General features: G+C 56.4%; 22 protein-coding genes. 11 read left to right on the forward strand and 11 right to left on the reverse strand.

The window, feature by feature from the left end:
- Positions 1–7 precede the first annotated feature (7 nt).
- From gshB to ruvX, 3 genes are all read left to right on the forward strand, one after another.
- Positions 8–952 carry a glutathione synthase gene (gene gshB, locus ACYAC5_RS15865; protein ID WP_110868023.1) on the forward strand — a complete coding sequence of 315 codons (945 nt, stop codon included), beginning with the start codon at positions 8–10 and terminating at the stop codon, positions 950–952.
- 82 nt (positions 953–1034) lie between these two features.
- On the forward strand, positions 1035–1598 hold the full coding sequence (locus ACYAC5_RS15870; protein WP_137386422.1) for a YqgE/AlgH family protein: 564 nt from the start codon (positions 1035–1037) through the stop codon (positions 1596–1598).
- Positions 1598–2014 carry a Holliday junction resolvase RuvX gene (ruvX, locus tag ACYAC5_RS15875; protein ID WP_061720236.1) on the forward strand — a complete coding sequence of 139 codons (417 nt, stop codon included), beginning with the start codon at positions 1598–1600 and terminating at the stop codon, positions 2012–2014. The genes ACYAC5_RS15870 and ruvX overlap by 1 nt, the downstream gene beginning before the upstream one ends.
- Before the next feature lie 145 nt (positions 2015–2159).
- Here ruvX and ACYAC5_RS15880 read toward each other — a convergent pair whose 3' ends face one another.
- Complete coding sequence (locus tag ACYAC5_RS15880) at positions 2160–3152, reverse strand: type IV pilus twitching motility protein PilT (RefSeq protein ID WP_192412066.1); 993 nt, start codon at positions 3150–3152, stop codon at positions 2160–2162.
- A 16-nt stretch (positions 3153–3168) separates the two neighbouring features.
- On the opposite strand from ACYAC5_RS15880, the gene ACYAC5_RS15885 reads away from it, so the two are divergent.
- The 4 genes from ACYAC5_RS15885 to hemW are packed head-to-tail and all read left to right on the forward strand — an operon-like array spanning position 3169 to position 6201.
- A complete protein-coding gene (locus ACYAC5_RS15885; protein WP_192412067.1) occupies positions 3169–3876 on the forward strand; it encodes a YggS family pyridoxal phosphate-dependent enzyme in 708 nt (235 codons plus the stop codon).
- A 12-nt stretch (positions 3877–3888) separates the two neighbouring features.
- On the forward strand, positions 3889–4443 hold the full coding sequence (locus ACYAC5_RS15890) for a YggT family protein (protein ID WP_008107240.1): 555 nt from the start codon (positions 3889–3891) through the stop codon (positions 4441–4443).
- 20 nt (positions 4444–4463) lie between these two features.
- A complete protein-coding gene (locus ACYAC5_RS15895; protein WP_101761904.1) occupies positions 4464–5057 on the forward strand; it encodes an XTP/dITP diphosphatase in 594 nt (197 codons plus the stop codon).
- Positions 5050–6201, forward strand: coding sequence for a radical SAM family heme chaperone HemW (hemW, locus tag ACYAC5_RS15900; RefSeq protein WP_101761903.1), 1152 nt, complete (start codon positions 5050–5052; stop codon positions 6199–6201). The genes ACYAC5_RS15895 and hemW overlap by 8 nt, the downstream gene beginning before the upstream one ends.
- 40 nt (positions 6202–6241) lie before the next feature.
- Here the strand turns inward: hemW and ACYAC5_RS15905 are convergent, their stop codons facing one another.
- From ACYAC5_RS15905 to trmB, 4 genes are all read right to left on the reverse strand, one after another.
- Positions 6242–8005 (reverse strand): Ig-like domain-containing protein, encoded by a 1764-nt coding sequence (locus ACYAC5_RS15905; protein ID WP_192412069.1) that lies wholly within the window; start codon positions 8003–8005, stop codon positions 6242–6244.
- 176 nt (positions 8006–8181) lie between these two features.
- Complete coding sequence (locus ACYAC5_RS15910; protein WP_192412070.1) at positions 8182–8898, reverse strand: YggN family protein; 717 nt, start codon at positions 8896–8898, stop codon at positions 8182–8184.
- Between the two features lie 157 nt (positions 8899–9055).
- Positions 9056–9382, reverse strand: a complete 327-nt coding sequence (locus ACYAC5_RS15915; RefSeq protein ID WP_008107231.1) for a YggL family protein — start codon at positions 9380–9382, stop codon at positions 9056–9058.
- Positions 9382–10101, reverse strand: coding sequence for a tRNA (guanosine(46)-N7)-methyltransferase TrmB (trmB, locus tag ACYAC5_RS15920; protein ID WP_008107230.1), 720 nt, complete (start codon positions 10099–10101; stop codon positions 9382–9384). Before trmB ends, ACYAC5_RS15915 begins: the two co-directional genes overlap by 1 nt.
- Before the next feature lie 154 nt (positions 10102–10255).
- Here trmB and mutY point away from each other — a divergent pair, with 154 nt between their 5' ends.
- Genes mutY through mltC form a run of 3 tightly spaced genes read left to right on the forward strand, consistent with a single transcriptional unit; the run spans position 10256 to position 12747 of the window.
- A complete protein-coding gene (mutY, locus tag ACYAC5_RS15925; protein ID WP_462062007.1) occupies positions 10256–11341 on the forward strand; it encodes an A/G-specific adenine glycosylase in 1086 nt (361 codons plus the stop codon).
- Positions 11341–11613: an oxidative damage protection protein gene (locus ACYAC5_RS15930; RefSeq protein WP_007890330.1), complete on the forward strand. Its 273-nt coding sequence runs from the start codon at positions 11341–11343 to the stop codon at positions 11611–11613. The genes mutY and ACYAC5_RS15930 overlap by 1 nt, the downstream gene beginning before the upstream one ends.
- A gap of 54 nt (positions 11614–11667) precedes the next feature.
- Positions 11668–12747, forward strand: coding sequence for a membrane-bound lytic murein transglycosylase MltC (mltC, locus tag ACYAC5_RS15935; protein ID WP_192236401.1), 1080 nt, complete (start codon positions 11668–11670; stop codon positions 12745–12747).
- Positions 12748–12887: 140 nt separating this feature from the next.
- Here mltC and ACYAC5_RS15940 read toward each other — a convergent pair whose 3' ends face one another.
- On the reverse strand, positions 12888–15038 hold the full coding sequence (locus tag ACYAC5_RS15940; RefSeq protein WP_462062008.1) for an ornithine decarboxylase: 2151 nt from the start codon (positions 15036–15038) through the stop codon (positions 12888–12890).
- Between the two features lie 290 nt (positions 15039–15328).
- On the opposite strand from ACYAC5_RS15940, the gene acuI reads away from it, so the two are divergent.
- Complete coding sequence (acuI, locus tag ACYAC5_RS15945) at positions 15329–16312, forward strand: acrylyl-CoA reductase (NADPH) (RefSeq protein WP_110868031.1); 984 nt, start codon at positions 15329–15331, stop codon at positions 16310–16312.
- 72 nt (positions 16313–16384) lie between these two features.
- Here the strand turns inward: acuI and ACYAC5_RS15950 are convergent, their stop codons facing one another.
- The 5 genes from ACYAC5_RS15950 to ACYAC5_RS15970 all read right to left on the reverse strand — a co-directional run bounded on the left by ACYAC5_RS15950 (position 16385) and on the right by ACYAC5_RS15970 (position 22497).
- Positions 16385–17164, reverse strand: a complete 780-nt coding sequence (locus tag ACYAC5_RS15950) for a heme ABC transporter ATP-binding protein (protein ID WP_101761895.1) — start codon at positions 17162–17164, stop codon at positions 16385–16387.
- Positions 17157–18158, reverse strand: coding sequence for a FecCD family ABC transporter permease (locus ACYAC5_RS15955; protein ID WP_192412072.1), 1002 nt, complete (start codon positions 18156–18158; stop codon positions 17157–17159). Before ACYAC5_RS15955 ends, ACYAC5_RS15950 begins: the two co-directional genes overlap by 8 nt.
- A gap of 95 nt (positions 18159–18253) precedes the next feature.
- Positions 18254–19096, reverse strand: a complete 843-nt coding sequence (locus ACYAC5_RS15960; RefSeq protein ID WP_101761893.1) for a heme/hemin ABC transporter substrate-binding protein — start codon at positions 19094–19096, stop codon at positions 18254–18256.
- Positions 19093–20115 (reverse strand): hemin-degrading factor, encoded by a 1023-nt coding sequence (locus ACYAC5_RS15965; RefSeq protein ID WP_280172051.1) that lies wholly within the window; start codon positions 20113–20115, stop codon positions 19093–19095. Before ACYAC5_RS15965 ends, ACYAC5_RS15960 begins: the two co-directional genes overlap by 4 nt.
- Positions 20116–20163: 48 nt before the next feature.
- Positions 20164–22497: a TonB-dependent receptor domain-containing protein gene (locus tag ACYAC5_RS15970; protein WP_462062009.1), complete on the reverse strand. Its 2334-nt coding sequence runs from the start codon at positions 22495–22497 to the stop codon at positions 20164–20166.
- Positions 22498–22535 lie beyond the last annotated feature (38 nt).

Below are 22535 nucleotides of genomic sequence, written 5' to 3' on the forward strand. Positions count from 1 at the left end.
GAGAATAATGATTAAGCTTGGCATCGTTATGGACCCGATTTCGTCCATCAATATTAAAAAAGACACCAGCTTCGCCATGTTGCTGGAAGCACAGCGCCGTGGTTACGAAATTCATTACATGGAGATGGGCGATCTCTCCCTGCGCGGCGGTGTGACTTACGCACGCACGCGTCTGCTGAGCGTTGAGCAGAACTACGACAACTGGTACACGTTTGGCAGCGAGCAGAATATCCCGCTGGCCGATCTTAACGTGGTGCTGATGCGTAAAGATCCGCCGTTCGACACCGAATTTATCTATGCCACTTACCTGCTGGAACGCGCAGAAGAGCAAGGTACGCTGATCGTGAACAAACCACAGAGCCTGCGCGACTGCAACGAGAAGCTGTATACCGCATGGTTCGCCGACCTGACGCCAGATACGCTGGTCACGCGTAATAAAGAGCAGCTGCGCGCCTTCTGGCAGGAGCATGGCGACGTGATCCTTAAGCCGCTGGACGGCATGGGCGGCGCCTCGATCTTCCGCGTGAAACAGGACGATGCCAACTTCGGCGTGATCACCGAAACCCTGACTAATCACGGCCAGTACTTCTGCATGGCGCAGAACTATCTGCCGGCGATCAAAGACGGCGACAAACGCGTGTTGGTGGTGGATGGCGAACCCGTACCTTACTGCCTGGCGCGCATTCCGCAAGGCGGCGAAACGCGCGGTAATCTGGCAGCCGGTGGCCGTGGTGAAGCGCGTCCGCTGAGCGACAGCGACTGGGAAATTGCGCGTCGCGTTGGCCCAACGCTGAAAGCCAAAGGGCTGATTTTTGTCGGCCTGGATATTATCGGTGATAAACTGACTGAAGTTAACGTGACCAGCCCAACCTGCGTACGTGAAATCGAGGCCGCGTTCCCGATATCGATCACTGGCATGCTGATGGATGCCATTGAGAAACGCCTGGGCTGATGCCGTCGGAGTCTCCACTCCGTGAACACCCAAAACCGGCGCTGCCGCGGCTGCGCCGGTTATTTTTGGTATACGAGTGATAATGAATTTACAGCATCATTTTCTAATTGCGATGCCGTCGCTGCAGGACCCACTGTTCAAACGCTCGGTAGTTTATATCTGCGAGCACAATGAAGATGGCGCCATGGGTTTGATCGTTAATAAGCCAATGGACAACCTGACGGTCGAAGGCATCCTTAAAAAGCTTAAAATTAGCGCATCCGAACGCGATCCTGCCATCAAACTGGACAAGCCAGTGTTTGCCGGTGGTCCGCTGGCGGAAGATCGTGGTTTCATCCTGCACTCGGCGCAGCGCATTTACTCCTCGAGCATTCGTATTTCAGACACCACGGTAATCACCACCTCACGTGATGTGCTGGAAGCGATCGGCACCACTTCACAGCCCGATAACGTGCTGGTGGCGCTGGGTTATTGCGCCTGGGAGAAAGGTCAGCTGGAAGAGGAGTTGCTGGAGAATGCCTGGCTCACCTCGCCCGCTAACACCAATATTCTGTTCCAGACGCCCATCGCTGAACGCTGGCGTGAAGCGGCACGCGGTTTGGGCGTCGATATTCACAACATTGCCACCGATGCAGGGCACGCCTGATGGCCAGTGAAACCTTACTGGGCTTCGATTTCGGCACCAAAAGCATCGGCGTTGCTGTCGGTCAGCAATTAACGGGCACCGCGCGCGCGCTGACGGCGCTAAAAGCGCAGGACGGCACGCCGGACTGGAAGCTGATCGAAAAGCTGCTGAAAGAGTGGCAGCCCGATTATGTGGTAGTGGGCTTGCCGCTGAATATGGATGGCACCGAACAGGAACTTACTGCGCGCGCACGTAAGTTCGCCAATCGCCTGCATGGTCGTTTTGGCGTACGCGTCGAGTTGCAGGACGAGCGCCTGAGCACCGTTGAAGCGCGTGCCGATCTGTTTGAACGCGGCGGCTTTCGCGCGTTGCAGAAAGGCCAGGTTGATTCCCAATCCGCAGTGATTATCCTCGAAGATTGGTTTGATACGCATTAAAGCCATCCAGATCTGGCACATGGCATAGCGGCGCGATTCATCGCGCATGTTTATGCCGCTGCTCTGCTCATCCGTGGCAATTCGCAATAAATTGCGCCGCTACAATGGGTTGGTTTTCCGCCTTTAAGCGCCTATCTGGCTCTCTTCAAGTCATCCCCGCCGCCTGACGCCCCTGCTCGCTCTGCGCAAAGGTTTGCATGCCCGCCTGCGCGCCGGTTTGCAACACGCCAGGCAACTGATGCATCTTGCCTTCGCGGATCAGGTTCGCCACCGCCGGCGTCGCCACCAACACTTCAAACAAGCCGATGCGCCCGCCCGCTTTTGCCGGCACTAAACGTTGCGCCAGCACCGCTTTCAGGCTGCCCGCTAATTGAGTGCGCACCAGGTTTTTCTCCTCAGCGGGAAAGACATCCACCAGCCGATCAACCGCCTGGGTTGCGCCGCGCGTATGGAGCGTGGCCAGCACCAGATGCCCGGTTTCTGCTGCAGTGAGCGCCAGGCGGATGGTTTCGCTGTCGCGCAGTTCGCCGAGCAGAATCACATCAGGATCTTCACGCAGCGCGGCTTTCAGCCCGTGTTGAAACGAGGCACAGTGCGCACCTACTTCGCGCTGTTGAATCAGCGAGCGCTGGCTGCGATGCACAAACTCAATCGGATCTTCCAGCGTCAGAATGTGTCGCGCCTGCTGACGATTCAGACAATCCACCATTGCCGCCAGCGTGGTCGATTTGCCGCTGCCGGTGGCGCCGGTAATTAAAATCAGCCCCTCTTCCAGCTGTAATAGCTGGCTCACCACCTCGGGCAGATGCAGGCTGCTGAGATCGGGCGCCTGGCTGGCAATCAGCCGCAGCGCCAGCGATAAGCCGTGACGCTGCATAAACAGGTTGGCGCGCAGCCGTATGCCGCTGGCAAGCGTAATAGCGAAGTCAACGTGGCCGTTCTCCTCCAGCTCGGCCTGCTGCGACGCCGTGAGCCACTGCTGCATAAAGACTTCCAGCCAGCCGCCATCCAGCGCGCTCTGCTGCGGAATCGGCTCCAGCACGCCTTGTCGCCGCCAGTGCGGCAAATGTCCGCTGCAAAGGTGCAGATCGGCGGCGTTATGCTTTACACTAAGGGCCACTATTTCATCCAACTCCATTTAGCTTCTCCTGACTATGACTTCCATTGAGCACAACTTACAGCAAGTGCGTGAGCGTATCGCCGCCGCCGCCGCACGTTGCGGCCGCGCGCCAGAAGAAATTACGCTGCTTGCAGTGAGCAAAACCAAACCTGCGAGCGCGGTCGCAGAAGCCATTGCCGCTGGACAACACGTGTTCGGTGAGAATTACGTGCAGGAAGGGGTTGAAAAAGTGGCTGAGCTGGCCGCACATCCTGATTTGCAATGGCACTTTATCGGCCCGCTGCAATCCAATAAAAGCCGTCTGGTGGCGGAAAACTTCGCCTGGTGCCACACCGTGGACCGCCAGCGCATCGCGCAGCGTCTGAACGATCAGCGCCCGGCGTCGTTGCCGCCGCTCAACGTGTTAATTCAGGTAAATATCAGTGACGAGAACAGCAAATCTGGCATCATGCTGGAGGCGTTGCCGGAGCTGGCGCAGCAGATCGCCGCACTGCCGAATTTGCGCTTGCGTGGGCTGATGGCGATTCCGGCGCCAGAGTCAGAATACGCACGGCAACTGGCGGTGTGTCAGCAGATGGCCGCCGCGTTTCAAACCTTAAAACAGGACTATCCTGACGTCGATACGCTTTCTCTGGGAATGAGCGACGATATGGACGCGGCAATCGCCGCGGGCAGCACCATGGTGCGTATTGGCACCGCCGTTTTTGGCGCGCGGGATTATGCGCGACCTTCACAACAATAATTGAGGAACCTCATGTTAACACTGACGTTTTTAGTCAAAACGCTGATCGATTTGTACGTGATGGTGCTGCTGCTGCGCATCTGGATGCAGTGGTCGCGCTGTGACTTCTACAACCCGCTGGCGCAGTTTGTCGTGAAGATCACCCAACCGATTATCAAGCCGCTGCGCCGTGTCATCCCGGCCATTGGCCCGATTGATACCGCATCGCTGCTGCTTGCCTTTGTACTGACCACGCTGAAATATCCGATCCTGCTGCTGATTCAGGTCGGCGTGTTCTCCGTTGATCCCACCAACCTGCTGGTTGGCCTGCTGTCGCTGGTGAAGTCCGCCGGTTATCTGGTGTTCTGGGTGATCATCATTCGTTCGCTGATGAGCTGGATCAGCCAGGGTCGCGGCCCGGTGGATCAGGTTCTGATGCAGCTGACTGAACCGCTGATGTCACCGATTCGCCGTATTCTGCCGGCGATGGGCGGTATCGATTTCTCTGCCATGATTGTGATTCTGGTGCTGTACGCGCTGAATTTCCTCGGCATGGACCTGTTCCCAGGTCTCTGGTATTTGCTGTAATTCGTCTATCTGGAACTGTTATGCAAAAAGTTGTACTCGCGACCGGAAATCCCGGCAAAGTCCGCGAACTGGCCGATCTGTTAGCGGCCTTCGGACTTGATATTGTGGCGCAAACCGAACTCGGCGTTGATTCGGCGGAAGAAACCGGCCTGACTTTCATCGAAAATGCCATCCTGAAAGCGCGTCATGCGGCTGAGATTACCGGTTTGCCAGCGATTGCCGACGATTCCGGTCTGGCGGTTGATGCGCTGGGCGGCGCGCCGGGCATTTACTCCGCGCGCTATGCGGGCGTTGATGCCAGCGACCAGCAGAATCTGGACAAGCTGCTGGTGGCGCTGGAAAACGTGCCGGATGGCAAACGTCAGGCGCAGTTCCACTGCGTGCTGGTTTACCTGCGTCACGCCGCCGATCCCACGCCGCTGGTGTTCCACGGTAGCTGGGCTGGGGAAATCACCCGCGCGGCAGCGGGCGCAGGCGGTTTTGGTTACGATCCCATCTTTTATGTCCCTGAATTAGGTAAAACGGCGGCAGAGCTGAGTAAAGACGAAAAGCGCGCCGTCTCTCACCGTGGTAAAGCATTGACGCTGCTGCTGGAAGCGATGCGCAATGCCTGAGTTTTCACCTACGTTGCCGCCATTAAGCCTGTACATCCATATTCCGTGGTGTGTGCAGAAGTGTCCGTACTGTGATTTCAACTCTCACGCGTTAAAAGGCGAGGTGCCGCACATTGAGTATGTGCAGCACCTGCTCAACGATCTCGAACAGGATTTACCGCTGACCGGCGGCCGTGAAGTGCGCACTATTTTCATCGGCGGCGGCACGCCAAGCCTGTTGAGCAGCAATGCGATGCAGATGCTGATGGACGGCGTGCGTGCGCGTTTGCCGCTGGCGGCCGATGCGGAAATCACCATGGAAGCCAATCCAGGCACCGTTGAAGCCGATCGCTTTAGCGCCTACCAGAAAGCCGGCATCAACCGTATTTCGATTGGCGTGCAGAGTTTCAGTCCACAGAAGCTGGCGCGTTTAGGCCGCATTCACGGGCCGGAAGAAGCCGTGCGCGCCGCCCAGCTGGCTGAAGGATTAGGCCTGCGCAGTTTTAACCTCGACCTGATGCACGGCTTACCGGATCAGTCACTGGAGGAAGCGCTGGATGATCTGCGCCAGGCGATTGCGCTTAATCCGCCGCATCTATCGTGGTATCAGTTGACGATTGAGCCGAACACCTTATTCGGTTCGCGCCCGCCAAAACTGCCTGATGACGATGCGCTGTGGGATATTTTTGAGCAAGGTCATCAACTGCTGAGCGCCGCAGGTTATCAGCAATATGAAACCTCGGCGTATGCCAAACCGGGTTATCGCTGCGAGCACAATCTCAACTATTGGCGCTTCGGGGATTACCTCGGGATTGGCTGTGGTGCCCACGGTAAGCTGACGCAAGCCGATGGTCGCATCGTGCGCACGGTGAAAACCCGTCATCCGCGCGGCTTTATGAAAGGCAACTATCTCGATAAGCAGCACGTCGTGGCCGAGAACGACAAGCCGTTCGAGTTCTTTATGAACCGTTTTCGTCTGCTGGAAGCCGCACCGCGCGCCGATTTCCGCCGCTATACCGGCATGGATGAGCAGGTGATTCGCCCGCAAATCGATGCGGCGATAAGTGCAGGATACGTGGAGGAAACCACGGAGAGCTGGCAGATCACTGAGAAAGGCAAACTGTTCCTGAACTCGCTGCTGGAACTGTTCCTGACGGAAGAGTAATGAAAAATGCCCGGCTTATACCGGGCATCTTTTTTGCGTATTAGCCGTAAGTAATTTCAATTTCCTGATTCACTAACAGTGTGTAATGCGCCTGGCTATTGGTTAACAGTGTCCAGTTTTCCCCGCCGATCTGGACTTTATTCTGCGAAGTTAACCAGCCGTCGCTGAATTGCGTGCGATCAAGCGTGATGCGGTCGCCCATGTCGCCATCAATCATCAATTGCTGACTATCGTCGTTAATAAATAGCCCCTCACCGCCTTCATTCAGTAACGAGTGCAGATCGAGATTAAGCAGATTATTACCTTTGCCACTTATATCTATTTTCTGCAAACCTTCCACACGTGCACTTAGCGCAGCAAAATCAATTATCTGGTTTTCACCCGAAAAAATAATATTTGCCGCTTTCACCAGATAATGAGACGGATAAGTATTTAACCAGCTCGCGACATCATAAATGTGGCGTTCTCCTGGGATGGGCAAATAGCTCGTCCCATTCCCATCATCTCTTGATTCACTTTCATAATTGGCTTGATATTGGGGTGACGGGATGAATCTCACCGGATAATTTGCAGAGTAGGAACTTTCATTCCCTGCTTCATCTATCGCCTTCACACCAAAATTATTCAGCCCTGCACGCATATCTTGCTGCGGAGTCATTCTCCAGTCACCCTGACTATTTGCATAAGCCGATCCCACCGCCGTACCATCCTGATACAGAATCACCAGGCTGTTAACTTCGGCCTTACCGATAAAATCCAGACGTGCATCGTCGGTATTTTGCCCTGGCAATACCGATTCAATGGGTCCCCTATCATCGAGCACCTGCATAATGAGGGGCTGAATGGTTGTGGTATCAATCAGCAGCGTGACGGTGCTGCTCCATTTACTGACGTTACCAGCATGATCAATGTTACGTACGCGAAAATTCCATTCACCATCGGAGAGATTTTGCGGTGGAGTCCACAGCCAGGTGCCATCACTGTCTACCGCAACGGTCGCGGTTGTTACCCAACTGCCGTTTTTGCTGGCGTATTGAACGCGTACATATTCATTAGGGTCGCCAGTGCCATACAGCTCAGGGCGGCGATCGTCAGTGGCCCGGATGAGATCAAACTGTCCGCGATACAAACCAACATCATCCTCAAAGTAATTGATGGTGGCGCTATCCGGTTTCTCGGTATCAAGCTGAAATGGCCACTTTAGCGACGGCTGGCTGCGATTATTTGCCCGGTCTTCTGCCACGGCACTCAACTCATATGCACCGTCGTTAGGCAGGTTCACTTCCACCTCCCATTTGCCATGCTGATTAGCGGTTACCGAAGCCAGGGGCGTTTTGCTGTTTTTGTTGTAGATGTATACCAGGCTATTTGCTTCTGCCTCGCCACGCACGACAGGATTTGCGTCGTTGGTGTAACCATGTCGCTTAATGCTATTGCCGTTATGTATTCCACCCGCTGCATAGTCTTCGATTGCAGTAATTTGCGGCTTGTCAGGCGCGATAGTATCAATGTTGTAATTGACCGAAACGATATCACTTTGGTTATTAGCGCGATCAACGGCAACAAAGGTCAGCACATGTTCACCGTCAGGCATGGGTTGAGAAGGCGCCCAGGAAAAACGGCCGCCACTCACTGGCACACTTATTGGGTTTTTACCATTGACCATGATGATGACTGCAACGGTATCTGGCGAATGCGCACTGCCTTCCCATCGCTTCTGCGCATCGTTATACCAGTCGGATTGAATATGCACGGTGTGGGGTGAAGAGGTATTACTGGAAGCAGAGGCGTTAAAAAATAACATAAAAACTCCTTAAAAATAAATAATTTCAATGAGTTGCTAACCCACTTTCATCTTTATTATTTTGGTGTTTTTACGGTTATCAGATTCGTCCCGAATCTAAGGTTCTTAAATGCAGTGCATCTTAAAAGCAAAAAGCCAGCCGGGACTGGGCTGGCTTTGTTAGCTGAAGCAAATCATTAGCTTTTAACGTTCTGCATCAGTCCTTTGCGCTGCTCTTCCAGCACGGTTACGCGGTTGCATACTTCGTGGCCGAAGTTCTGGAAATCCTGCTCCTGCTTATTCCACTCCGCCTGCACCGACTGTTGTAAACCGCCAAGGTTGCCCATAATGGCCTGCAGTGGATTGCTGCCACTCGCCGCCTGGCTGCTGCCCATTTCGTTGAGACTATCCTGCATGATGCCGCCTAGCGTGCTCTGCACCAGCTTCTCGCCTTCCGCGCGCACCTGATCGATAGCCTGATGATGGAACGTCAGTCCGTCTGGACGATGCTCAATAATGCGGTTCATTTGTTGCTTGAGCTGGCCATCCAGTTTGGTGAGACGATTACGCACATTGCTGTTCGCGCCGAGCTTGTCGACAATCACTTTATCCAGCGCCACGCGGCTGCGTTCCAGACGCGAGGTTGCGCCGCTATCGATCCACGGCAAATCGCGACGCAGCGCGGTCTGGTAGTCGATGGCTTTCTGGCGCGCGGCGTTATCAACGTTGACCTTCTGGCCATTAAACTGCACGTCACCCTGCGGAGTGATTTCGAGGTTGCCGTTGGTTCCCACCACCTGCACGCTCTGCGGTTTAATGATCACATCATCCTGTGGCTTGACGCTGCATTCGTATGCAGCCTGAGCCTGAGTTGCCGCCAGCAGCAGCGCGGCGATAAGTACCTTACGAACCATGAAATCTCCCTTTTTTACGCGCTGAAAGGTCGGGCGTTGAGCGTCGCAGCCATTTTTGTGGCGGCCAGCGCGCAGCATCCGGAGCGTACATAAGTACGTGAGGAATGCGAGCACTGCCCGGTGCAACAAGGGCAAGTAAGCTAGCCCGATACGATCTTTAGTCCCACCAAACGTCGAAGAGTTCAGTCACCTGCACATCCGTCAGGTTATGAGCTTCCAGCCACTTACGCACCAGTTCGCGGTGCTCGTCGGTGCATTTGCCGGTTTCCTGCAAGCACACCAGACCTTCCCACACCAGATAACCGCTGCCGTCATACGCCAGACCGTTCGGCGCGATCACTTCATTAATGAACTGATCAACAGTGGCGTCGATTTGCTCCTCGGTGGTGCCTTCGGCGAAACGCCAGGCGACGGAGAAGCCTAATTCCTGAAACTCATCAATATGCAGTTTTTTACGCAAACGACGGCTACGCTGTACGGCCATTATTTCACCCTCTCAAACATCAGATCCCACACGCCATGGCCCAGTCGCTGCCCGCGCTGCTCAAACTTGGTTAACGGACGCGTTTCCGGACGCGGCACGTAATTGTTACTTTCCGACTGATTTTTATATCCGTCGATGCTGCTCATCACTTCCAACATATGTTCGGCGTAGGCTTCCCAATCGGTCGCCATATGGAACACGCCGCCCAGCTTCAATTTGCGCATCACCAGCTCAGCAAACGGCACCTGTACGATGCGACGTTTGTTATGACGCGCTTTGTGCCACGGATCCGGGAAAAACAGCTGCACCATGCGCAGCGAGTTATCCGGAATCATCTTCTGCAGCACTTCTACCGCGTCGTGACACATTACGCGCAGGTTCTCCACGCCCGCTTCCTTCGCCGACGCCAGGCAAGCACCCACGCCCGGCGCATGCACTTCCAGGCCGAGGAAATTCTGATGTGGATTATTCTGCGCCATGGTCACCAGCGAGGCGCCCATGCCAAAACCGATCTCCAGCACTACCGGCGCGTCACGGCCAAACAGCGTCACCAGATCCAGCGGCTCCTGCTGGAACTCCACGCCCATCTCCGGCCATAAATTATCGAGCGCGAGCTGCTGTCCTTTCGTTAAGCGCCCCTGACGGCGCACAAAACTGCGGATACGGCGTAATGGCCGCCCGTTCTCATCAAATTCTGGGGTGATGACGTCATTAATCATGTTGAAGCCTGCTGGTTAGCCTGTTCTGGGAAACGGGCATTATGCAAAGTTAGGAAGCAGAAGCAAGCCTTTGCAATGTTCCGGTTTACACCCTGAGGTCTCTGTGCTGGAATTCCTGCCTGATTGTAGAGTAAACACGGAAAATTTCCTTCTTATGATGCAAGCGCCGACGTTCGCGCAACAAGTGCTGGATTGGTATCAGCGCTTTGGTCGCAAAACCCTGCCGTGGCAGCAGGAGAAAACGCCGTACAAGGTATGGCTCTCTGAAGTGATGCTGCAGCAAACCCAGGTTGCTACCGTCATTCCCTATTTTGAACGCTTTATGGCACGCTTCCCGACGGTGGCCGATCTGGCAGCGGCACCGCTGGATGAAGTGCTGCATCTGTGGACCGGTCTCGGCTATTACGCGCGCGCGCGCAATCTGCACAAGGCCGCGAAACAGGTGGTGGAGAAGCACGGCGGCGAGTTCCCGCGAAACTTCGACGATGTCGCGGCGCTGCCGGGCATTGGCCGTTCTACCGCGGGCGCGGTGTTATCGCTGTCGCTCGGTCTGCACTTCCCAATTCTGGATGGCAACGTAAAACGCGTGCTGGCGCGCTGCTACGCGGTGGGCGGCTGGCCGGGTAAAAAGGAGGTTGAAAAACGGCTATGGCAGATCAGCGAAGAAGTGACGCCAGCGGCAGGCGTCAGCCAGTTCAATCAGGCAATGATGGACCTTGGTGCATTAGTATGTACTCGCTCACGCCCTAAATGCGAAATTTGCCCGCTCAACAGCAGATGCGTAGCTTATGCCAATAACAGCTGGGCGGCGTATCCCGGTAAGAAACCCAAACAGACTTTGCCAGAACGTAGCGGCTGGATGCTGATGATGCAGGATGGCGATGACGTGTGGTTAGAGCAGCGCCCGCCGGTTGGCCTGTGGGGCGGACTGTTCTGCTTCCCGCAGTTTACAAGTGAGCAAGCGATAACTGACTGGCTAACTGAGCGCGGCATTCATGTTAAACCGCAGCAGCTCACCGCATTCCGCCACACCTTTAGCCATTTCCACTTAGACATTGTGCCTATGTGGCTCGCAAAGCCTTCCGCTGGGTCGCTGATGGATGAAGCGGGCGGTCTCTGGTATAACTTAGCGCAACCACCGTCAGTGGGTTTGGCGGCGCCGGTTGAGCGCTTGCTGCATGAATTGCGCCATCCCCAGCAGCTTACGCGTCGAGCAGACGTGACCGAAGAGGAAGAGTAATGAGCCGCACCATTTTTTGTACTTATCTGCAACGCGACGCTGAAGGTCAGGACTTTCAGCTCTATCCTGGCGAATTGGGTAAGCGCATCTTTAATGAGATCTCCAAAGAGGCCTGGCAGCAGTGGATGTCCAAGCAAACCATGCTGATCAATGAGAAGAAATTGAGCATGATGAACCCGGAAGATCGCAAAGTGCTGGAGAAGGAGATGATCAATTTCCTGTTCGAAGGCAAAGATGTGCACATTGAAGGTTACACCCCGCCAGAAAAATAACCGTTCAGGGCTTCCCTTTGAGGCCCTCTTTTTCGATTCAGGCACGCATTAACAATGAATAAAAAACTGATAGCGCTCTTGGTGATTGCACCACTTTTGGTCTCCTGCTCCGGACAAAAAAAATCGCAGTTTCATGAAGAGTGGGTCAAGGACACCAACGGTTTCGATATTTTGATGGGCCAGTTTGCCCACAATATTGAAAACATTTGGGGAATCAATGAAGTTCTGATCGCCGGACCGAAAGATTACGTCAAATATAGCGACGGTTATTACACCCGCAGTCACATCAACTTTGACAGCGGTAGCATCACAATTGAGACCATTTCCGGCACCGATCCGATGGCCAGCCTGCGTCAGGCGATCATCACCACGCTGTTGATTGGCGAAGATCCGGGCAATGTCGATCTCTACTCCGATGCCAATGATATTCAAATCAGTAAAGAGCCGCTGCTGTACGGCCAGGTGCTGGATAATACCGGCCAGCCGATCCGCTGGCAGGGCCGCGCCGGCAGCTTTGCTGATTATCTGATTCAAAACAAACTGCAGAAACGCACCTCCGGATTGCACGTCATCTGGTCGGTTACCATTCCGATGGTGCCAAACCACCTCGACAAACGTGCGCACAAATATCTGCCAATGGTGCGTAAAGCCGCTGAACAATATGGCGTGGATGCGTCACTGATTCTGGCGATTATGCAGATTGAATCGAGCTTCAACCCGTATGCGGTGAGCCACGCTGATGCGCTGGGGTTAATGCAGGTGGTGCAGCATACCGCCGGTGTTGATGTGTTCCGTATGAAGGGCAAAGGTGGCAAACCGAGCCGCAGCTATCTGCTTGATCCTGAGAATAATATTGATGCGGGCACCGCGTATTTGTCGCTGCTGCAGAGAAGTTATTTAGGTGGGATTCAGGATCCGACATCACGGCGTTATGCGGTGATCACCGCGTACAACGGCGGCGCGGGCAGCGTGCTACGCGTGTTCTCCAGCGATAAGGATCGCGCGTTCTCGTCAATAAATAGTATGTCGCCGACGGAAGTTTACCAGACGCTGACCACCAACCATCCATCGGCAGAATCACGGCGTTATCTGTATAAAGTGAGCCAGGCGCAGCGCAGTTATCGACGATTTTAAGCTGGTGCGGTTTGTCCCTCATCCCAACCTTCTCCCGCCCGCGGGAGAAGGGGCCGATCCAGCACGTACGTAACAATGAGCGCCCTCTAAACATTCCCTCTCCCGCTTGCGGGTGAGGGTTAGGGTGAGGGCAAGTGCAATCAGCTCACCATCATATTCGCCACCAGATGCTTACGCCCGTGCTCATCTTCTTCGGTGTAAACCCCTTGCAGCTCTGGCGAGAAGCCCGGCAGCAGATTGATGCCCTCTTCCAGCGCGAGGAAATAGCGCTGTACCGCGCCGCCCCACACTTCGCCTGGCACCACGCACAACACGCCGGGCGGATATGGCAACGCGCCTTCGGCCGCTATGCGCCCTTCAGCATCGGCAATCTTTACCAGCTCCACTTCGCCACGAATATAAGCCTGATGTGCATCCTGCGGATTCACTTGCACCGGCGGGAAGCAGGCTGAACGGAACATCGCTTTCTGCAGATCCTTAACGTCAAAACTGACGTAGAGATCGTGCATCTCCTGACACAAGCGGCGCAGCGTGTAGCCTTTGTAACGCTCAATATTCTTGCGATACACGCTCGGCAGCACTTCCGCCAGCAGCGCATCCTCGCGCACGTGCTGCTCAAACTGCACCAGCATCGCCACCAGATGCGCCATCTTCTCAGGCGTTTCTGCTGGCGTCAGCAGGAACAGAATCGAGTTGAGGTCGCACTTCTCCGGCACGATGCCGTTCTCGCGCAGATAGTTGGCCAGAATGGTCGCTGGAATGCCGAAGCTGGTGTACTCACCGCTGGCGGCATCAATCCCCGTGGTGGTGAGCAGCAGCTTGCAGGGATCCACCAGATACTGCTCCTGCGCATAGCCTTCAAAACCGTGCCACTTTGCGCCCGGCTCAAGGCTGAAGTATGCCGGATCGATGGCGATGGCTTCCGTTTCCGCAGCTTGCCACAGCTTGCCGTGCACTTTCTCCGGCAGGAACGGCTGAATCATTTCGCAACGTTCAAGAATCGCTTTACGCGCATCAATGCCGATGGTGACGCACTCGTGCCACATGCTGCGTCCGGCCTCGCCTTTATGCATGCGGGCGTTGATATCCAGCGCGGCAAACAGCGGATAGAACGGGCTGGTTGAGGCGTGCAGCATAAACGCATTGTTGAGGCGTTTGTGCGGACAGAAACGCTGCTGCCCACGGATGTGATTGTCTTTCTTATGGATTTGCGACGTCTGTGAGAAACCGGCCAGCTGCTTGTGTACCGACTGCGTGACAAAAATGCCCGGATCGTTCTCGTTCAACTCCAGCGTCAGCGGCGAACAGCCGGCCATCAGCGGAATAAACTGCTCGTAGCCAACCCACGCCGAATCAAACAGGATGTAATCGCACAGATGTCCGATGCGATCGACCACCTGACGTGCGTTGTACACCGTGCCGTCGTAAGTGCCGAGCTGAATAATCGCCAGGCGGAATGGACGTTGATCGTTGGCACGATCGGGCGCCACTTTGGCAATTTGATCACGCAGATAAGCATCGTCAAAACAGTGCGCATCAATGCCGCCGATAAAGCCAAACGGATTACGCGCCGCTTCCAGATACACCGGCGTGGCGCCCGCCTGAATCAGTGCGCCATGATGGTTGGATTTGTGATTGTTGCGGTCAAACAGCACCAGATCGCCGCGCGTCAGCAGCGCATTGGTGACCACTTTATTGGCGCTGGAGGTGCCGTTAAGCACGAAGTAGGTTTTGTCGGCGTTAAACACTTTCGCCGCGAACTTCTGCGCATCTTTGGCTGAGCCTTCGTGGATCAGCAGATCGCCGAGCTTGACGTCGGCGTTGCACATATCCGAACGGAAGACGTTCTCGCCGTAGAACTCATAGAACTGACGTCCCGCCGGATGTTTGCGGAAGAAGGCACCACCCTGATGTCCCGGGCAGGCAAACGTGCTGTTCTGCATATCGACGTAGCGCGTGAGCGTGTCGAAAAATGGCGGCAGCAACTCGGCTTCATACGCCTGCGCGGCGTCCTCCAGCGCGTCCCACTCTTCTGGCGCGCCGTTGATTTCGCCAGTGACGCCCGGCAGCTTCAGCACTTCTTCATCGAACGCATTGGCGACAAACACCGGCAGATTAAAGCCGACCTTGCGCAATAGCGTCAGCACGGCACTGCGCGTGTCCGACAAGGTGATCACGACCGCAGCGACATCGGTAAAGTCGGTATTGTCCAGCGTCACCACGTCGCGCGCAGTGTTAAGACTAAGGGTTGGCGCTACAGCAACGCTGGCAGCAATTTTCAATGGGTTCATAACACAAATCCCTGAGAGAGGATGAGTGGGTGCCGATGGCACAGCAATGAGGAGGTTTCCTCGGCGAAGTCAATCTGGGAGTTGAACACTAACTGGGGCGCAATCATGTCATCTTTTTTTTGCCGGAACAACCGCTGCGCTGGCCCTCTCTCGCAAGCGGGCGAGGGCGCCGTCCGAGCGAGAGTTAAGGTATGCTGGATCAGTTCCCTGTCCCACCTGTGGGAGAGGGTTAGGGTGAGGGCAAAAAAGGAGTACTATACCCCCACTTTCCTCAACCAGCCGGAGGCTGCATGTTCAAGGCATTGGTCATTGAAAATGATGAACAGGGATATCGCACATCCCTGAAAGATCTGTCAGAAAAACAACTGCCCGATCAGGATGTCACCCTCGAAGTAAGCTACTCCACGCTCAACTACAAAGACGCGCTCGCCATCTGCAACAAAGGCCCGATTGTGCGGCAATTCCCGATGGTGCCGGGCATCGACTTTGTTGGTCGGGTGATCAGCAGTCGCCATGCTGAATGGCAGCAGGACGATGTGGCGCTACTCACCGGCTGGGGCGTAGGCGAAAAGCATTGGGGCGGACTGGCGCAGAAAGCCAGCGTCTCGGGCGACTGGCTGGTAAAAGTGCCGGCCGCACTCAGCCCGCTACAAACCATGGCAATTGGCACCGCGGGCTTCACCGCCATGTTGTGCGTGCTGGCGCTGGAAAAACAGGGCATCACGCCGCAGCACGGCCCGGTTTTAGTCACCGGCGCGAGCGGCGGCGTTGGCAGCTTCAGCGTCAGCTTGCTGGCACGTCTCGGCTATGAGGTTATTGCTTCCAGCGGTCGCGCCAGCGATAGCGATTACCTGATCAACACGCTGGGCGCGACGTCGATTATTGATCGCGCAGAGCTGAGCGAGCCGGGCAAACCGCTGGCGAAAGAGCGCTGGGCGGCGGCGATTGATAGCGTCGGCAGTCACACGCTGGCCAATGTGTTAGCGGGCATCAAGCGCGATGGCGTGGTCGCGGCGTGCGGCATGGCGCAAGGTTTGGATCTGCCGACCAGCGTCGCGCCGTTCATCCTGCGCGGCGTGGTGCTGGCGGGCGTGGATAGCGTGATGTGTGCAAAACCGCTGCGGCAGCAGGCGTGGCAGCGCCTGGCGGAACTGGTGGATGGCGACCTGCTACAGCAGTTAACCAAGGTGATTCCGCTGAGCGAAGCGCGCGAAGGTGCCGAGCAGCTGCTGGCCGGTAAAGTACGCGGCAGATTGATCGTCGATTGCAGATAATCGCACATTACGTAGCGGCGCAATTTATGGCGCGTCTTTTCACAGAGCGCGATAAATCGCGCCGCTACGGTTTCAGGCACGCAGTTGAATCTGCGGTCTGCCCTTCTCATCCTGCATCACCACATCCAACTCCGCCTGATACCAGCGCGTCAGCGTGTGTTCGGTCATCACCTCATTGGGTGCGCCTTCCGCCACCAGCTTGCCCTGATGCAGTAACAGCACGCGATCCGACCACAGCGACGCGAGGTTAAGATCGTGCAGCACGGTGCAGACGCTGAAGCGTCCGTTGCGCGTCAGACGATGCAGCAAACGCAAACTGTGCTGCTGCCAGAACAGATCCAGCGCGGAAGTGGGTTCGTCGAGAAACAGCCAGCCGCGTGGCCCGTCATCGTGCCACAGCTGAGCCAGCACGCGCGCCAGCTGTACGCGCTGCTGTTCCCCACCGGAAAGCGATCGATAATCGCGCTGTGCCAGCTCAAGGCTGCCGGTAATGTGCATCACCTCGTCAATCACCGCTTTGGATTGAGCGCGCGGCCAGGGCGCGCGGCCCATCGCCACCACATCGGCGGCGGGCAGCGGAAAACTCACGCTATTTTGCTGACGCATCACCGCGCGGCGCTGCGCCAGCGGTTCGCGCGGCCAACTGTTTAGCGGACGATCGCCGAGCCAGCACTCGCCCGCTTGCGGCGTGAGAAAGCCGGTCAGCAAGCGCAGCAGCGTGGATTTCCCCGCGCCGTTGGGGCCGATCAGCGCGATCATTTCGCCAGGCTGCAAAGTCAGGGAAACGTCGTCGATCAACGCGCGTGAGCCGTGGCTAAATCGCAGCCCGCGCGCCTGCATGCAGTCACTCATTCATCCCCCTTTGCTCACGCAGAATCAGCCAGAGAAACCACGGGCCGCCCAGCAGGCTGGTTAACAGGCCCACCGGCATTTCCGCTGGCACCACCACGGTGCGCGCCAGCGTATCGGCCAGCAGCAGCAAAATCGCGCCCGCCAGCGCCGAACCGGGCAGCATCCAGCGATGATCGCTGCCGAGACAGAAACGCATCAGGTGCGGCACCACTAAACCGACAAAGCCGATAATGCCACTCACCGCCACGGCGGTGCCTACCAGCAACGCGCTCAGCACCAGCAGCTGACGCTGCGTACGCTTAACGTCGATGCCCATGTAATGTGCATCCTCTTCGCCGAGTTGCAGCAAATTGAGACGACGCGCGCGCAGCTGAATCGCTATCAGCGCCGGCAGAATCAGCACCGCGCACACCGCCAGGCTCGGCCACTGCGCCGCACTCAAACTGCCCATGCCCCACAACGCCAACTGACGCAACTGCTGATCGTTACTCAGCCACGACAGCACGCCGACCGCCGCGCCGCATAAGGCATTGATGGCGATACCAACCAGCAGCAAGCGTGACAAATTACCCAGCGCCAGACGGCTAAAGCTGAAGATCAGCAGCGTCACCACCAAACTGCCCACAAAGGCCGCGAGTGTTGGCAGCCACAGCGCCAGCAGCGGCGGCAAGCCGAGCGGGATAACGATCGATATCGCCACCGCTAAACCCGCTCCGCTGCTAATGCCGAGCAAACCGGGATCGGCCAGCGGATTGCGAAACAATCCCTGCATCACCGCGCCGGACACCGCCAGCGCCATGCCGAGCAGCACCGCCAGCAGCACGCGCGGCAGACGGATGTTGATCCAGATTTGCCACGCCATATCGCTGAGCGGCGCACGCAACAAAGTGCGCATTGAAAGCGGCATCGCGCCGAAGTTGGCCGCCATCAGCATCACTATCAGCATGCAGATGGCCATCAAACCGAGCCAGCGCATCACGGATGTATTCGCCATATTTTTCCCCTAAATAATTCAAGATGCAGGACGGCAGCAAGTGTTCGAATCCCCAGGAGCTTACACAAGTAAGTGACTGGGGTAAGAACACGCAGCTAACGCGCCTGCGGCTTGAAGTATGACGGGGAAGCCGCTTCGGCTGCGTGGCGCAGTTTGATAATCGCGCCCGGCGTATCAAGGCCAAAGCTCAGCAGCGCCATCTCATCCACCACCAGCAACGCGCGATGCTGACCGGCTGGCGTCAGTGCCAAACCGGGCAGCGACCACACTTTCTCTTCGCCGCCCAGCGTACGCAGGCCATCTTCACCCACCACGATCAAATCCGGTGCCGCCGCAACCACGCCTTCCTGCGACAGCTGCTGATAGTGCGGCACCGCTGCCATCGCGTTGATCAGACCCGCGCTGCGAATCGCGCCGTCCGCGCCGGTTTGTGCCCCCGCTGCCTGAGTGCGCATGCCGCCGTGCGCCATGATAAACAGCACTTTGATCGGCAAAGGTTTTTGTGGGATCTGCGCGCGCTGCTTGTTGACCTTTTCAATCAACGCGTTGGCTTCCTCTTCACGATGCAGCGCCTTGCCGATGGTAGCGATTTTTTCCGCGATGGCGTCGAGGCTGTTTTTGCCGGTGACATCCACCACTTTTACGCCAGCTTGTGCCACTTGCTGCAGCACCAGCGACGGTTTTGCCAGCTCGCTGCTCAGCACCAGCGTCGGTTTCAGCGCCAGAATCCCTTCGGCATTCAACTGCCGCATATAACCAACATCCGGCAACTTGTTGGCCTGCGCCGGATGCTGACTGGTGCTGTCGCGCGCTACCAGATCCTGCTGCGCATCCAATGCATAGATGATTTGCGTGACGTCACCGCCAATCGAGATCACCCGCTCGGCCGCAACAGCAGGCAGCGCCAGCGCAGTTAGCAGCAACAGAAGTTTTCTCATGCTAACGCCTCCAGCGACATCACCTGCTCGCGCCAGCGCGCCTGCTCCGGCGTGCCTTCGCTGCGCTGACCGTACAACTGCGCGATCTGCGTGCCGTCGGCGGCAAACAGTTCCAGGCTGGTGACAAAGCCGTCGCCGCTCGGTTTGCGCGTCACCCAGCTTTCGCTGATGTGATCCGCCATCAAATGCAGCGTGAAGGAGGGATTGAAGATGTTGATCCAATTATCCATCGGCATCAGCTTCTGCACCGCGCCGGTGAAGATCTGCGTGCAGCCACGGTTGCCGATAAAAATCATGATTTCGTTGCCATCCTGCTGCGCCAGATCCAGCAGCTGCGCCAGCGAGTCATTACTCACCTGACGCGCCAGATCGTCCGCCACCGCGCGAAACGCCTGCGGTCGCGAGATGTTGTGGCGCTTCAGCAGACCAAAGAACTGATGCACATCGGTGATGGCGCGCCATTCGGCTTCCACTTTGCTGGCATCAACCGCCCTGCTGTATTGCGACGCGCTGGCGGGCTGAGGATCTAACACCGCCGCGTTCTCCAGCACAAACGCCGCAATCAGCGCATCCCACGCGGGGCGATCGGTATTTTCAGTGGTGTAGATTTTCAGCACCGCATCAGCGTGGCGATCAAAAATCTGAATGCTTTGACGTTCACCGTGGGCGCTCTGCTCACGCAGGAAGAACGCGCTGTGCCACTGATGCGGGAACAGACGCTGATCGAGCGCGCGCGGGTTGAGAATTAGTCCGGCGTGTTCGCCGAGGTGCAGGTTTTCATATTTGCCCACCTGCTCGTGAACCGCATATTCATTGCGGGTGATGCTTTTGGTTTCACCTACCGCCGCCAGTGCTGCCAGCAGCGCAGGGAAATCAGCTTTTAACGCCTTTGCATCCTGGCCGACACGCGCTTCACACAGCTGCGCTTCGCCAATGCCCATCAGCGCGGCGAGATCGCGCGCGTACTTTTTCGGATGCTCGCCTTTCAGCGCCAGATAGTGATCGTAACGTGAGTTCATTGCCTTGCTCCATGAAAATGCCCTGCGCTGCCGCAGGGCGAAAAGGGATTAGAAATCGACGTTCACACCCAACTGGAAGGTGCGGCCTGGCATCACCGCCAGGTTGATGTCGTTGCGTTCCTGGGCGTTGCTGCTGGTCAGCGTGCGGCTGCTGGTGTAATCCCAGTATTTGCGATCGGTAATGTTGTAGATACCGCCGCTCAGCTTGACGTTTTTCGTCGCCTGCCAGTAAGCCGTTGCATCCACCATGCCGTAACCCGGCACGCGCATATATTCCGTGGTGGAATCGGTGATCGCCGTGCCGGTGTTGGTGTAGCTTTCGCGGTTGGTCGCCGTGGCCTGCTTGCCTTTCACGAAGGTGGCGGTCAGCGCGGCGCCGTAGCCGCGCGCTTTGTCATCCCACGCCAGGCCAACAATCGCTTTCAATGGCGCGACGCTATCGAGATCGATGTACTTGTCACCGGCGTAGCTGGACTTGGATTTACCTTCGTTATAGCCCAGCGCAAAGGTGCTGCTCAGGCCATCGACCTGCGGGAACCAGGTGCCGTAATTCACTTTGGTGGATATCTCAGCACCATAAATGTAGGCCTTATCGCGGTTTTCAGCCTGATAGCTGGTGTAGATGTTGCTCGGAACGTTGACGAACATCTCCGGATTGGTGGCGCGGCGATAGCGGGTGTAGGCGATGAAGTTTTTGTACTGGTTATAGAACACCGAGGTGTTGACCGTTACACCTTCTGTCGCCTGGCCTTTCAGGCCCCACTCAAAGTTGTTGCTGGTTTCGGTTTTCAGATCGGTGTTACCAATCAGCGCATATTGCGCGCTACCCGCATAGCTGGAACCCAGGTTCCATGAGCCATACAGCTGGCTGGTGGTGGGGAACTGCACGCCGCGTTTGTATTGCAGATAGGTGGTCAGCGATGGCGTTAAATCGTACTGGAAAGTCAGCGATGGCAGCACCTGCGTATCGGAGTTAGTTTTGCCATACAGCGCATCAACCTGCTCTTCGGTCAGCACCGTGCTGCCGGTGGTGAGATCGCCGAGATTTTTCGGCTTAGTGCTTTGATACATCACGCGCACGCCGGGGATGACCGCGAAGTTGTGGCTATCAAGATCGAAATTGATCTTATCTTGCAGGTATCCTGCCACCGCAAAAGTGCGGCTGTCAGACTGCGGTTGGGTGATGGCGCTAAAGGCGCTCGGCGCTGGCTCCTGGCGGAACGGACGCTCGCTGTTGTCGAGGCGCGCATTGACACCGGCACTCAGCTCGTGGCGGCCCAGCGTTTTGGTGCCGCGCGTGTCGAAGCCATAGCTATCGACGTTGAAATCGGAATAGACAAAGCCGTACTGGCTGGCGCTGGTCGGCAGATAGGTATTGTCGTGCGCCTGAGTTTGCTGCCAGTAAAGGCGCGTGGTCAGCGTATCGATAAAGTCGTTGTACGGCGTCCACTCATCCGCCAGATTGATGCCCCAGCGGCGCGTATCGCTCTGCTGCTGCGCGGTGCCCCAAACGGTGTTGCCGCTGGTGTCCCAGGTATCGTAATGGCTGTGGTTGGTTTTGTGGTAGTAATCAAAGGTAGCGCTCAGCTTGTGCTGATCGTTCGGCTGCCAGATCCCGGACGTCATAAAGGCGTCAGAGTGCCAGTTGGCCGGATAAGCCTGTTTCGCGTCGCTGTTGTTGCGGGTTTCCTGGCCATCGCGACGGCTGTAAACAAACAGGCCGCGCAGCTCATCATCGCCAGCAGCGGCGGTGATGCCGTTGTGCCAGCTGCGATTCGATGAGTCGTAATCGCTCTGGTAACCGAAATAAGTATTTTTGTCGCTGCTAAGGTAATCGTCAGCGGTTTTATTGTGGAACGAGACGTTACCGCCAATCGAGGTATTCGGCTGATCCACCGCCGTGGCGCCCTTCTCAATATCAACGCTGCCGAACAGGTAGGGATCGATGTAATCGCGGCCAATACCAAAGGTGTTGTTGCCGGTGCGGCTGACGTAAGGGCGGCCGGTGGCATCGGGAATCGGAATGCCGTCGATATCCATGCCGACGCGATTACTCTCCAGACCACGAATGTTGTAACCGGTGTAACCCGCGCGGTCGAAACCGCTTTTACCGGCAGAGGATCCGCCGCTGGATCCGGTGGCGCTGATCAGCGGCTCATAACGCATGATCGAACCGAAATCGTTCGCACCGCGTTTTTGCAGCTCTTGTGCTGTGATGGTGGTTTTATTGCCGGCCTGCTGTTTTGGCGCGGTGACGGTGAGAACCGGTCCATTGCTGGTGCTATCGCTGGCGGCAAAGCTGCAAGCGGCATGAATAGCTGAAGATAAGATGGCAACTTTGAAAAGACGTTGCTGGGCTGTTCCCTGAAAGAGTGAAGACATGCGCGAAATACCTGGTTAATTGTTAGTATTCGCTCACT

Source organism: Pantoea sp. y20 (assembly GCF_054903455.1).

Bases quoted from the DNA above. Each gene is read 5' to 3' on its own strand.
- gshB (WP_110868023.1), top strand. From the start codon at position 8: ATGATTAAGCTTGGCATCGTTATGGACCCGATTTCGTCCATCAATATT.
- ACYAC5_RS15870 (WP_137386422.1), top strand. From the start codon at position 1,035: ATGAATTTACAGCATCATTTTCTAATTGCGATGCCGTCGCTGCAGGAC.
- ruvX (WP_061720236.1), top strand. From the start codon at position 1,598: ATGGCCAGTGAAACCTTACTGGGCTTCGATTTCGGCACCAAAAGCATC.
- ACYAC5_RS15880 (WP_192412066.1), bottom strand. From the start codon at position 3,152: ATGGAGTTGGATGAAATAGTGGCCCTTAGTGTAAAGCATAACGCCGCC.
- ACYAC5_RS15885 (WP_192412067.1), top strand. From the start codon at position 3,169: ATGACTTCCATTGAGCACAACTTACAGCAAGTGCGTGAGCGTATCGCC.
- ACYAC5_RS15890 (WP_008107240.1), top strand. From the start codon at position 3,889: ATGTTAACACTGACGTTTTTAGTCAAAACGCTGATCGATTTGTACGTG.
- ACYAC5_RS15895 (WP_101761904.1), top strand. From the start codon at position 4,464: ATGCAAAAAGTTGTACTCGCGACCGGAAATCCCGGCAAAGTCCGCGAA.
- hemW (WP_101761903.1), top strand. From the start codon at position 5,050: ATGCCTGAGTTTTCACCTACGTTGCCGCCATTAAGCCTGTACATCCAT.
- ACYAC5_RS15905 (WP_192412069.1), bottom strand. From the start codon at position 8,005: ATGTTATTTTTTAACGCCTCTGCTTCCAGTAATACCTCTTCACCCCAC.
- ACYAC5_RS15910 (WP_192412070.1), bottom strand. From the start codon at position 8,898: ATGGTTCGTAAGGTACTTATCGCCGCGCTGCTGCTGGCGGCAACTCAG.
- ACYAC5_RS15915 (WP_008107231.1), bottom strand. From the start codon at position 9,382: ATGGCCGTACAGCGTAGCCGTCGTTTGCGTAAAAAACTGCATATTGAT.
- trmB (WP_008107230.1), bottom strand. From the start codon at position 10,101: ATGATTAATGACGTCATCACCCCAGAATTTGATGAGAACGGGCGGCCA.
- mutY (WP_462062007.1), top strand. From the start codon at position 10,256: ATGATGCAAGCGCCGACGTTCGCGCAACAAGTGCTGGATTGGTATCAG.
- ACYAC5_RS15930 (WP_007890330.1), top strand. From the start codon at position 11,341: ATGAGCCGCACCATTTTTTGTACTTATCTGCAACGCGACGCTGAAGGT.
- mltC (WP_192236401.1), top strand. From the start codon at position 11,668: ATGAATAAAAAACTGATAGCGCTCTTGGTGATTGCACCACTTTTGGTC.
- ACYAC5_RS15940 (WP_462062008.1), bottom strand. From the start codon at position 15,038: ATGAACCCATTGAAAATTGCTGCCAGCGTTGCTGTAGCGCCAACCCTT.
- acuI (WP_110868031.1), top strand. From the start codon at position 15,329: ATGTTCAAGGCATTGGTCATTGAAAATGATGAACAGGGATATCGCACA.
- ACYAC5_RS15950 (WP_101761895.1), bottom strand. From the start codon at position 17,164: ATGAGTGACTGCATGCAGGCGCGCGGGCTGCGATTTAGCCACGGCTCA.
- ACYAC5_RS15955 (WP_192412072.1), bottom strand. From the start codon at position 18,158: ATGGCGAATACATCCGTGATGCGCTGGCTCGGTTTGATGGCCATCTGC.
- ACYAC5_RS15960 (WP_101761893.1), bottom strand. From the start codon at position 19,096: ATGAGAAAACTTCTGTTGCTGCTAACTGCGCTGGCGCTGCCTGCTGTT.
- ACYAC5_RS15965 (WP_280172051.1), bottom strand. From the start codon at position 20,115: ATGAACTCACGTTACGATCACTATCTGGCGCTGAAAGGCGAGCATCCG.
- ACYAC5_RS15970 (WP_462062009.1), bottom strand. From the start codon at position 22,497: ATGTCTTCACTCTTTCAGGGAACAGCCCAGCAACGTCTTTTCAAAGTT.